Source organism: Tropicimonas sp. (genome assembly GCF_047971885.1).
In the GTDB taxonomy this organism is placed as follows: Bacteria; Pseudomonadota; Alphaproteobacteria; order Rhodobacterales; family Rhodobacteraceae; genus Tropicimonas.
In genome coordinates this window covers 1-11,137 of the sequence record NZ_JBKEAE010000128.1, presented here as the reverse complement: position 1 = coordinate 11,137, position 11,137 = coordinate 1, and the positions used below count along the sequence as shown (strand labels likewise).

Here is an 11,137-nt window from a genome sequence, read left to right as displayed (position 1 = left end):
CGCGGCGAGGGGGGCAATATTACCGATGTGGTCAACATCGGGATCGGCGGGTCCGACCTCGGCCCCGCCATGGCGACGCTGGCGCTTGCGCCCTATCACGACGGGCCGCGCTGCCATTTCGTCTCGAACGTCGACAGCGCGAACATATCCGATGTGCTGGGGCCGCTCGATCCGCGCACGACGCTGGTGATTGTCGCCTCCAAGACCTTCACCACCATCGAGACCATGACCAACGCGCGGGTCGCCCGGGAAAGGATGGAGGGAAAGGTCGGCAATCCGGCCGGCCAGTTCGCCGCGCTGTCGTCGAACCTCGACCTGACGGCGGCCTTCGGTATCGACGCCTCGCGCGTCTTCGGTTTCGCCGACTGGGTCGGCGGGCGCTATTCGATGTGGGGGCCGATCGGGCTTTCGGTGATGATCGCGGTCGGCGGGCCGGCCTTCCGCGCCTTCCTGCGCGGCGGCGAAGCGATGGATCGCCATTTCCGGGCCGCCGGATTGCGCGAGAACCTGCCGGTATTGCTGGCGCTGGTGGGCATCTGGCATCATCAGGTCTGCGGCTATCCGACCCGTGCCGTGCTGCCCTACGAGCAGCGGCTGATCCGGCTGCCGGCCTATCTCCAGCAACTCGAGATGGAGAGCAACGGCAAGCGCGTCTCGATGGACGGCGCCGATCTGGAAGTGATGTCCGGCCCCGTCGTCTGGGGCGAGCCGGGCACCAACGGCCAGCATGCCTTTTATCAGCTTATCCATCAGGGCACCGGTGTCGTACCCTGCGAGTTCATGTTCGGCGCCGAGGGGCACGAGAAGGACCTGTCCTACATGCACCGCCTGCTGGTGGCCAACTGCCTCGCCCAGTCCGAGGCGCTGCTGCGCGGCCGCTCGCTGTCCGAGGCGACCGCGATCATGGCGGCCAGGGGGTTGACCGGCGCGGAGCTTGAGCGGCAGGCGCGCCACCGGGTCTTCCCCGGCAACCGCCCCTCGACCACGCTCGCCTACCCGCTGCTGACGCCCGAGGTGCTGGGCCAGATCGTGGCGCTCTACGAGCATCGGGTCTTTGTCGAGGGCGTGATCCTCGGCATCAACTCGTTCGATCAGTGGGGGGTGGAGCTGGGCAAGGAGCTTGCCAAGGCACTGGAGCCGGTACTGGCAGGCGATCAGGGTACCGACGGCAAGGACGGCTCGACCGCCCGCCTTGTCGGATACTATCGCGCGCGCGCATAGCCTGGCGAAACCCGCGGCGCCCTGTCATCCCGAAGGGCGCCGTCACCGTCCGCCCGGTGTGTGCTTTCAGTTGTTTTGTACCCCCGGCTACTTGGGGTTTTGATATCGGAAGAGCCGGGCAGTCCGCAGCCTATCCGGGACGGTACGCCTTTTTCCCGTGCTTGTGCCACCAGTCGTGGATTGCGGATTTGCCGACGCGGCGGTCTTTCGGGAAGTGCTGGGCAACTTCGTCGGCGAGTTTCTGGAAGGTCATTCGGGTGATGCGGGCGGCGATGAAGGCTTGAAGCTCGGGGTCGGAGACGATTTTCGGGCGGATGCCGGCGCGGTGGGCTGCGCGGTGGGGGTCGTATGGCAAGGCGCAGTCGGGGAGGCTTTGGGCGAAGGTTTCAATGCCGCTTTGAACGATGGTTGAAAGGGTCCGTTCAGCGCGGGTCAGGGCGGCTTGGGTTTTGCTCGCAAGGTCGGTTGCCGCCGCAAGTTGGGCGCGCAGGTCGGCGATCAGGGTGGCGGGCGCGTTGGCCATTGGAAGTAGTCCTTGTCGGTCGTCTGGTGCCGGTGAGGCGGGGACGACAGCGCCTCACCGGCGGGGCGGGACGCGCGCAGGAGAAACGCGCTTCCTGCCCGGTTCAGTCGCGCAGCCGGGCGGGGTCGAGGCCGAGCTGGCGGGCAAGTCTGGCTTCCTCGGTGTCGTCGAAGCGGTCCAGACGCTTCAGGTGCTTCTCGGTGATCGGGCTGCGGAAGAGATAGGCGTATTTCTTCTTCGATTCGGCGGCGAAGACTTCGAAGGCATCCGGGTCGGCCATGCAGAGCGCGGTGGCCCAATCGCGCATGGCGGGCGGCATCTGTCCGCCGGCGATGGCGGCATCGACCCGGATATCGGTTTGCAACTCCCGAAGCTGGGTTTTGGTTTCGCGCAGGTCGGCCATCAACTCGGCCACCTTGTCGGCCGGCATGAAGCGGGCCGTGTCGGGCATGGCGGTGTCGTGGATCGCGGCGAGGATGGTGACTTCACCTGCTCCGGCATCGAGGCCGAGGGCCTCGGCGACCCGCGCCAGTGCGGGTGGCCGCGCATCATTTCCGCAACCATCATTGCAGCCTCCCTGGTCTTCCGTCCGGATCGGAGATCACGGCGGCTTCGATGATGGGTTTCAGAACGTTGACGATCACGCACACCCGGTGCGCATTCGCCAGCAACTCGACCAGCAGCGCGGAAATCTCCGCGCTGACGCTTGGATCGCCGCGGTCGATCAGCGCTCCGATCCGCTCAAGCCCGGCAGCCACACCGGCCGGAAACTCCGCCAGAGACCGGCAAAGCCGCCGCGTCCCCTCAACCTGCGACGCCTTCATCTGTCCACAGCTTTTGCTCTTGCGTTGCACGAAGATATCGCTTCACCGGATTCATCATGCGAACGGGACCTCAAACGCTTGGAAGAATACCATGAGGGCTCTTTGCTCGCGCTTCCACTCAAACAGTTGATGAGCGGAGGAGACCTGTAGGGTGTGGGCAGATTCCCCCACACCTCCGCAAAAAGCCCATTGAAATCATTGAACTTTTTCGGTACGATCCCGCCCCAAGCGCTCAAAACAGCCCAAACCACCCCAGCGGTATCAAACCCACTGAAATCTGCCCTCCACAACAACCTGAAAACAAACCTTCTTTTTCAAAGGGGGGTCAAACCAACTGAAAACCGTAACGATCGCCCGTCTGTTTCGGGGGGCGCTCTTCACAAATGGGTGTTACGGGCCCTTGAAGATGCTGTCGGTGCGCGTATGTTGCATCCAGTGCAGGTCAGGTATTTCTCAGTATATTCAACGTGTTGCGGGATGATCCGCCAATGTGTCCACGTTAGCGTTAGCAATGCTATCTCGTCACATTGAAGGTCGTTTCCGTTTGCGCATATCGGTGCCGCGTGACATTCGGCCGTGGCCGACTGCCGGTGCCGGAACGGGACCTTCCGCCATCACGGCGGATCGCATTGCCGTTGCTCCGAATGCCGAAGTAATTGAAACCGTTCATGAAGACGGTTCGAGATATAAGATGGAGACCCACCGTGACCTCGACTGATCGCATTAAGAATTCCTATTTACGCTCGAAAGTCATGAGCGCGGAAGATGCCGCGTCGCTGATCAGGTCGGGTGATACTGTCGGCATGAGCGGTTTCACCGGCTCGGGCTATCCCAAGGCCCTTCCGCTGGCGCTGGCCGCCAATATCGACGCGGCCCATGACGCGGGCGATGAGTTCAAGATCAAGCTCTGGACCGGCGCGTCGACCGGTCCCGAACTGGATGGTGCGCTGTCCAGATCGAACGCGATCGAATACCGGTTGCCATACAACTCCGATCCGGTCGGGCGCGAAAAGATCAACCGTGGCGAGATGGAATACCTCGACATGCACCTCAGCCATGTCGCACCGATGGTCTGGGAAGGGTTCTTCGGCCCGCTCCACACCGCGGTGATCGAGGTCACGGGTATCCGCGAGGATGGCTCGCTGATCCCGGCCACCTCGGTCGGGAACAACAAGACATGGATCGACCGGGCCGAGAAGGTGATCCTCGAGGTCAACAACTGGCACGACGAGCGGCTGGAGGGGATGCACGACATCTATTACGGCACGGCCCTGCCGCCGAACCGCGTGCCGATCCCGATGGTTCAGGCCGACGCCCGCATCGGCCAGCACACCTTCCGCTGCGATCCGCACAAGGTTGCCGCGATCGTCGTCACCGATCTTCCGGACCGCAACGCGCCGTTTTCGCCGATCGACGATACCTCGCGGACCATTGCCGGGCATCTGATGGATTTCCTCGGACACGAGGTAAAGATGGGCCGCCTGACCAACCGCCTGCTGCCGTTGCAGTCGGGGGTGGGCAATGTCGCCAATGCGGTGCTCGACGGGTTGCGCAACACCCCGTTCTACGATCTGAAGGCCTATACCGAGGTGTTGCAGGACGGCATGCTCGACCTTCTGGATTCGGGCAAGCTGGTTTCGGCCTCGGCCACCGCGTTTTCGCTGAGCCCCGAGGCGGCGCAGCGCTTTCGCGACAATATCGAATTCTATCATGGCAAGGTCATCCTGCGCCCGACCGAGATCTCGAACCACCCCGAGGTGATCCGGCGCCTTGGCTGCATCTCGATGAACGGCATGATCGAGGCCGACATCTACGGCAACGTGAACTCGTCGCTGGTGATGGGCTCGCGCATCCAGAACGGCATCGGCGGCTCGGGCGATTTCGCGCGCAACGCCTATATCTCGATCTTCGTTTCGCCCTCGCTGGCGAAGCGCGGCGATATCTCGACCATCGTTCCCCAGGTCAGCCACGTCGATCACATCACGCAGGACGTGCAGGTGCTGGTGACCGAACAGGGCCTGGCCGATCTGCGCGGACTTGCGCCGAAGAAACGCGCTCAGGCGATCATCCAGAACTGCGCCCACCCCGATTACCGCCCCTATCTCGAGGATTATTTCGAACGGGCGAAGCGCGATGCCTTTGGCCAGCAGACCCCGTCGCTGCCGCGCGAGGCGCTGTCCTGGCACCAGCGGTTCATCGACACCGGCTCGATGCGCCCCTGACCGGCGTTCAGGATGGCAGGTGAACGCTCCGAAGCGGCATCGCCCGCTTCGGAGGATTGCTGCGGCAGGGCTAGGCGAGTTCGCTTCGCAGCCGGGCCGTCAGGGCAGGAACGTCAGGGATGCGCGCGACGAGGTTCAGCAGTGATGGTTCAGCAAAACCCTGTTTGACGACATGGTGCAGAAGGGCATCGAGCGGCGCCCAGTAGCCGGCGATATCGAGCAGCAGGATCGGTTTGGCGTGAAGCCCGAGCTGCGCCCAGGTCAGCACCTCGAAAAACTCGTCGAGGCTGCCGGCGCCTCCCGGCAGGACGACGATCGCATCGGCGTTCATGAACATGACCTTCTTGCGCTCGTGCATCGTTTCGGTGACGACAAAGGTCGACAGGTCGCGCTTGCCGACCTCGCGCTCGAACAGATGCACCGGGATCACGCCAAAGGTCTGGCCGCCACCGGCCTGCGCGGCGCGCGCGACCCGGCCCATCAGGCCGATGTCGCCGGCGCCGTAAACCAGCCGCCAGCCCTCGGCCGCGATCGCCGCGCCAAGCGCTTCGGCGGCTTCGGCATAGGCGGGCAGCGCGCCATCGCGGGAGCCGCAGTAGACGCAGATCGAACGGGAATGTGACATTGCGGCAAGACCTTGAGATACATGATTTTGACCCGTGATACCGGGCTTGCTATTGTCACTCAACCCGCTGCGGGCGGGCGATGTGGGTCGGAGGCCGATGATGGCGGATGAGGGCGAAACCGGCAGGCGCAACCGGTCGGTTGCGGCGGTCGCGATAGTGGCCATTTTGCTTGCTCTCTGGCTGTGGATGGGGGGCAGGGAGCCGGTACGGGACCCGACCGTGCCAGCCGAGCCGTCCCGAAGCGCCGCGCCCGCATCCACCGGCGGGCCGGGCGAAACACCGGCAGGGGGCGATATGGCTGTGCCAGCGCCGCCGCGGATTGTGAAAAGCGCGGATGATGGCGCCCCCGGCCAGGATCCCGCAAACGGCGGGACAGTGGCGATCGCCCCCTCTTTCGATGTGGTGCGTGTGGATCCGTCAGGGCAGGCGCTGGTTGCCGGGCGGGCCGCGCCGGGCGCGAGGGTGACGGTCGAGGTGGACGGCATCGCGCGCGGCGACGCGACAGCCGACGATACCGGCGGGTTCGCCGCGCTGTTCGATATTCCGTCCGGCGATGGTGCCCGGGTGGTGATCCTGCGCAGCCGCGACGCGGCCGGGGTCGAATCGCGTTCGCCCGACAGCGTGATTCTCGCCTCGCCGCCCGGGTTGCTCTCCGCCGCCCCTGCGGGCGGGGTGGCGCCGGGCGAAAGTGCCCAGCCATCGGGCGATGGCGCTGTGGCGGCCGAAACGGATACTGCCGCAGCGTCGGGCGCGCCGGCGGTGTTGCTGGCCGGCGAGGCGGGTGTGGGGCTGCTGCAACCTGCGGGTGCGCTGCCGGGTGCGCCAAGCGATCGGGTGACGATCGACCTCATCACCTATGGCGACGGCGGGGAAATCACGCTGGAAGGCCGGACGGCCGGCGGCGGCGCGGCGGATGTGCATCTTTTTCTCGACCGCGCCGAGGTGCGGCCCGTCGCGGTGACGCAACGCGGCACCTGGCGGGCGGATCTGCCGCCGATGGAGCCGGGTCTCTACCGCATTTCGGTCGAGCAGCGAAACGCCGGCGGGCAGGTGGTTTCGCGGTTCGCAACCCCGTTCAAGCGCGAGAGCCCGGCCGAACTGGCGCGGCGCGTGCCCGGCAGCGCCGCGGGCGAGATCCACGCCTCGGTCATCACCGTGCAGCCCGGCTATTCGCTGTGGCGAATCGCATCGGACCGCTACGGCAGTGGCATGCGCTATGTGCAGATATTCGAGGCCAACCGTGCCCAGATCGACGATCCGGACCTGATCTATCCCGGGCAGGTGTTCGACCTGCCGGGCGCGCCGGCGACCGTGACCGAGTGAGCCGCGCCGCAACCGCCGCCGCAGTTTGGCCGCGTGCAGCCCATTCGCCGCCTACCGCAGCGTGGTGATCGGCCCTGTGGCGCGTCCGTGGATGAACTGCTGTACGTAAGGGTCTGTGCAGGCGTCCATTTCTTCGACCGGGCCGGACCACTTGATGACCCCGTCATACAGCATGGCCACGTCGTCGGCGATGGCGCGGACCGATGTCATGTCGTGGGTGATGGTGATGGCGGTGGCGCCCATCTCGACGACGATTTCGCGGATCAGGTCGTTGATGACGCCGGCCATGATCGGGTCGAGCCCGGTTGTCGGCTCGTCGAAGAAGATGACCTGCGGATCGGTGGCAATGGCACGGGCCAGCCCGACGCGCTTCTGCATGCCGCCTGAAAGCTCGGCGGGGAAAAGCTCGGCGGTTTCGGGGCCGAGCCCGACGCGGCGCAGCTTCTCGATGGCGATGTCGCGTGCCTCGGCGCGAGGGCGGCGGAGGCTGCCGCGCAGCAGCCGGAAAGCGACGTTCTGCCAGACGGTAAGGCTGTCGAACAGCGCTGCCCCCTGAAAGAGCATGCCGAAACGCCGCAGAAATACCCTGCGGTTGCGGTCATCCAGCGGCTGACCGTCGAGCGTGATGGTGCCGGCATCCGGCGTCACCAGCCCCAGGATGCACTTCAGCGCCACCGATTTGCCGGTGCCCGAGCCGCCGATGATGACCATGCTTTCGCCGGTCGGCACCTCGAGCGTGACGCCGCGCAGCACCCGATTGTCGCCAAAGGCCTTGTGAACGTTGTCGAGCCGTATCATGCCGAGAAGAAGAACTCCGTGAGCATGTAGTTGGAGGCCAGGATCAGCACCGAGGCGGCAACCACCGCCAGCTTGGTCGCCTTGCCGACCCCCTGGGCGCCGCGATCCGAATTCATGCCGTAATAGCAGCCCATCAGCGCGACGATGAAGCCGAAGACAGCCCCCTTGGCGACGCCCGAGGCGACATCGGAAAACTCAAGGAAATCGACGGTGTTTTTCAGGTAGACGTGGGAATTGAAGCCGAGCCGGTTCACCCCCACCAGCCAGCCGCCCATGATGCCGATGGAATCGCCCACCGCCACCAGTACCGGCACGGTCAGCGTGGCGGCCAGCACGCGCGGAACCGCCAGATATTTCAGTGGATTGGTCGACAGCGTGACCAGCGCGTCGATCTGTTCGGTCACCTTCATCGTGCCGATCTCGGCCGCGATGGACGAGGCGACGCGCGCCGCCACCATCAGCCCGCCCAGAACCGGGCCAAGCTCGCGCGCCATGCCGATGGCGACGATCGAGGGCACCACGGATTCGGCCGAAAACCGCGCGCCGCCCGAATAGATCTGTAACGCGAGCGCACCGCCGGTGAAAAGCGCCGTCAACCCCACCACCGGCAGGGAATACCAGCCGATGGTCATCACGGCGTGAAGAAACTCGCGCGGGTAATAGGGGGGGCGGAAGACGTGGCTGATTACCGCAAGCGCATAGAGAACCATCCGCCCGATGCCGGCCAGCCCGCGCAGCACAGGCCGCCCGACCGCCGCGAGCGGACGGGTCAGGGTTGCGGTGCTCACCCCAGACCCCCGACGGATTTGCGCTGATAGCGGGCGCCGAGCGAGGTCAGGATCTCGTAGCCGATGGTTCCGGCGGCCTGCGCCAGGGCATCGACGCCCTGTTCGGGGCACAGGATATCGAGCCCGGCCGGCACATGGTCGAGCGCGCCGATATCGACTGTTATCAAATCCATCGAGACGCGGCCGACGATAGGGCAGGGAATGCCGCCGGCAAACAGCGTGCCCCGGTTCGACAGGCTGCGCAGCAGGCCGTCGGCATAGCCGCCCGATACCGTGGCGATCCGCGTTTCGGTTTCGGCCGTCCACGTTGCATTGTAGCCGACCGTTTCGCCGGGGCCGACGATCCGGGTCTGGACGACAGGCAGTGTCAGGCTGGCAACCGGCAGCGCGCCGGTAAAGGGCAGGCCGCCATAGAGCCCGATGCCCGGGCGTGTCACCTCAAAGTGGTAATCGGCGCCAAGCAGGATGCCGCCGGTCGCCGACAGCGACCGCAGAACGCCGGTGCCGTCGGTCATCTCGCGGAACTGGCGCAACTGGCTGGCGTTCTGCGCCGATCCGGGCTCGTCGGCGCTGGCCAGATGGCTCATGATCAGTTGCGGAGGATGCGCTTCGGTCAGCCCGCGCACGGCAGCCCATTCGACCGGTTCCAGCCCGAGCCGGTTCATGCCGGTGTCAAGCTGTATACCATAGGGGGTGCCGGGCAGCGCTTCGAAATGGCGGGTAAGCTGGTCGATGGAGTTCAGCATCGGGATCAGATCCAGATCGCCGATCATGTCTGTGTCGCCCGGCATGTGGCCGCTGAAGACGTGGATGCCCACGCCGTGCCCGAGCGCTTCGCGGATGGCGGCGCCTTCCTCGGCCATCGCGACGAAGAAGCGGCGCGCGCCGGCGCGTGCCAGCGCCCGCGCCACCCGCGCCGCGCCCAGCCCGTAGCCATCGCCCTTGACCACGGCGCCGGTTTCGGTGCCGGAGCCGGTTTTCGCGTCGAGCGCCCGCCAGTTGGCGACCAGCGCGTCGAGATCGATGCTGAGAATTCCTGATGCCATGGGACCGGTTCTTGACAGGCCCGCCGGCGAGGTCAAGGGCAAAGGCGCCGACGCCCGCTGCGACCACGGGTGAAGAAGGCGACGCAAAAGGTTCAGGCGGCGCGGCAATGCAAATGCCCGGGTGTCAGTAGGTGTCGCCGGTCTGCTGCCAGGGCTGCACGAGGTTGCCGAACCGCGTGAATTCCCCCTCGAAGCTCAGATCGACCGAGCCGATCGGCCCGTGGCGCTGCTTGCCGATGATGACCTCGGCCTTGCCGTGCAGGCGTTCCATTTCCTCCTGCCATTGCGCCATCGCCTCGAGCTTGTCGTCGCCGGGCTTTTCGCGTTCCTTGTAGTATTCGCCACGGTAGACGAACATCACCACGTCGGCGTCCTGTTCGATCGAGCCGGATTCGCGCAGGTCGGAAAGCTGCGGGCGCTTGTCGTCGCGGCTTTCGACCTGGCGCGAAAGCTGCGACAGCGCGACAACGGGAATGTCCAGTTCCTTGGCGATGGCTTTCAGCCCCTGGGTGATCTCGGACACCTCGTTGACCCGGCTGTCCCTGGCAGTGGCCGGGCGGACAAGCTGAAGGTAGTCGACAAACAGCGCGTCCAGCCCGTGCGTGCGCTTCAGCCTGCGGGCGCGGGCGGCAAGCTGGCTGATCGGCAGGGCGGGCGTATCGTCGATGTATAACGGGCAGGCCTCCAGATCCTTGGCGGCAGCGACGAAGTTGCGGAATTCGGCCTCGGAAAGCTCGCCCCGCCGGATGCGTTCGCTGGGTACGCGCGAGGCCTCGGACAGGATGCGCGCGGCAAGCTGTTCGGCCGACATTTCCAGCGAGTAGAAGCCCACCACCCCGCCGTTCACCGCGCCTTCGGTGCCGTCGGCGCGTAGCCCGCGCCTGTAGGCGCGTGCGATGTTGAAGGCGATGTTGGTGGCCAGCGAGGTCTTGCCCATCGACGGGCGCCCGGCAAGGATCAGCAGGTCCGACCGGTGCAGGCCGCCGAGCTTGCGGTCGAGATCGGTCAGCCCGGTCGCCAGTCCCGCCAGTTCGCCGTCGCGCTGATAGGCGGCATGAGCCACCTGAACTGCGTCTGTTACAGCGCTGAGAAAGCTCTGAAATCCCGTTTCGGATCGCCCCGCCTCGCTGAGCTTGTAAAGCGCCTGTTCGGCCTCGACGATCTGTTCCTTGGGTTCCGAGGCGACATCGACATTGCTCGCCTTGGCGGTGATGTCGCGCCCCAGCGCCATCAACTCGCGCCGAATCGCCAGATCATAGACGATCTGGGCATAGTCGCGCGCCGCGAAGCTCGAAATCGCACCGCCCGCCAGTCGCGCCAGATAGGCCGGGCCGCCCAGTTCCTTCAGCCCCGGGTCGTCGTCGAGAAACGCCTTCAGCGTGACCGGTGTCGCCTGAAGGTTCTTGCCGATGCGCGCCCTGGCAACCTCGTAGATGCGGGCATGGACCGGGTCGTAGAAATGCTCGGCCTCGATAATGGACGCGACCCTGTCGTATATGTCGTTGTTCGTCAGGATCGCGCCCAGCAGTTGCTGCTCGGCCTCGATATTGTGCGGCAGCAGTGCCTCGACCGCCGCGCTGCCCGTTCTTGCCTGCTCTGCCGATTCCGTTCTGACCGCCGTGACGGACGTCAATTCGTTCATCGCCTCACTGCCCGTGTGTTATTCCCCGGGGTTTAGGTAGCAGCAGCGTCCGGAGTCAAAATGTATAAGCCTGTGGAGAACCTGTGCGCGGTTTCTCCACCCTCATCTTGTATGAAAAGGGCGC

11 protein-coding genes are annotated in these 11,137 nt (G+C 65.4%); 3 read left to right on the top strand and 8 right to left on the bottom strand.

The window, feature by feature from the left end:
• A partial coding sequence (pgi, locus tag ACK5IR_RS11050; RefSeq protein ID WP_416928835.1) for a glucose-6-phosphate isomerase occupies nt 1-1,221 on the top strand: 1,221 nt, incomplete at its 5' end.
• Between the two features lie 130 nt (nt 1,222-1,351).
• Here the strand turns inward: pgi and ACK5IR_RS11045 are convergent.
• From ACK5IR_RS11045 to ACK5IR_RS11035, 3 genes are all read right to left on the bottom strand, one after another.
• Nucleotides 1,352-1,744: a hypothetical protein gene (locus ACK5IR_RS11045; protein WP_416928833.1), complete on the bottom strand. Its 393-nt coding sequence runs from the start codon at nt 1,742-1,744 to the stop codon at nt 1,352-1,354.
• Nucleotides 1,745-1,847: 103 nt separating this feature from the next.
• Nucleotides 1,848-2,276 carry a phage protease gene (locus ACK5IR_RS11040; protein ID WP_416928839.1) on the bottom strand — a complete coding sequence of 143 codons (429 nt, stop codon included), beginning with the start codon at nt 2,274-2,276 and terminating at the stop codon, nt 1,848-1,850.
• Nucleotides 2,277-2,307: 31 nt separating this feature from the next.
• Nucleotides 2,308-2,598 (bottom strand): hypothetical protein, encoded by a 291-nt coding sequence (locus tag ACK5IR_RS11035; RefSeq protein ID WP_416928831.1) that lies wholly within the window; start codon nt 2,596-2,598, stop codon nt 2,308-2,310.
• A gap of 722 nt (nt 2,599-3,320) precedes the next feature.
• On the opposite strand from ACK5IR_RS11035, the gene ACK5IR_RS11030 reads away from it, so the two are divergent.
• Nucleotides 3,321-4,790: an acetyl-CoA hydrolase/transferase family protein gene (locus ACK5IR_RS11030; RefSeq protein ID WP_416928829.1), complete on the top strand. Its 1,470-nt coding sequence runs from the start codon at nt 3,321-3,323 to the stop codon at nt 4,788-4,790.
• A gap of 70 nt (nt 4,791-4,860) precedes the next feature.
• Here the strand turns inward: ACK5IR_RS11030 and ACK5IR_RS11025 are convergent, their stop codons facing one another.
• On the bottom strand, nt 4,861-5,415 hold the full coding sequence (locus tag ACK5IR_RS11025; RefSeq protein ID WP_416928827.1) for a TIGR00730 family Rossman fold protein: 555 nt from the start codon (nt 5,413-5,415) through the stop codon (nt 4,861-4,863).
• A gap of 376 nt (nt 5,416-5,791) precedes the next feature.
• Here ACK5IR_RS11025 and ACK5IR_RS11020 point away from each other — a divergent pair, with 376 nt between their 5' ends.
• Complete coding sequence (locus ACK5IR_RS11020) at nt 5,792-6,739, top strand: LysM peptidoglycan-binding domain-containing protein (protein WP_416928825.1); 948 nt, start codon at nt 5,792-5,794, stop codon at nt 6,737-6,739.
• 51 nt (nt 6,740-6,790) lie between these two features.
• Here the strand turns inward: ACK5IR_RS11020 and ACK5IR_RS11015 are convergent, their stop codons facing one another.
• From ACK5IR_RS11015 to ACK5IR_RS11000, 4 genes are all read right to left on the bottom strand, one after another.
• Nucleotides 6,791-7,537, bottom strand: a complete 747-nt coding sequence (locus tag ACK5IR_RS11015) for an ABC transporter ATP-binding protein (protein WP_416928823.1) — start codon at nt 7,535-7,537, stop codon at nt 6,791-6,793.
• Nucleotides 7,534-8,310, bottom strand: coding sequence for an MlaE family ABC transporter permease (locus tag ACK5IR_RS11010; RefSeq protein WP_416928837.1), 777 nt, complete (start codon nt 8,308-8,310; stop codon nt 7,534-7,536). The genes ACK5IR_RS11015 and ACK5IR_RS11010 overlap by 4 nt, the downstream gene beginning before the upstream one ends.
• A gap of 11 nt (nt 8,311-8,321) precedes the next feature.
• Entirely contained in the window at nt 8,322-9,371 is a 1,050-nt protein-coding gene (gene alr, locus ACK5IR_RS11005; RefSeq protein WP_416928821.1) for an alanine racemase, read from the bottom strand.
• A gap of 124 nt (nt 9,372-9,495) precedes the next feature.
• Nucleotides 9,496-11,013, bottom strand: coding sequence for a replicative DNA helicase (locus ACK5IR_RS11000; protein WP_416928819.1), 1,518 nt, complete (start codon nt 11,011-11,013; stop codon nt 9,496-9,498).
• Nucleotides 11,014-11,137: the final 124 nt, after the last annotated feature.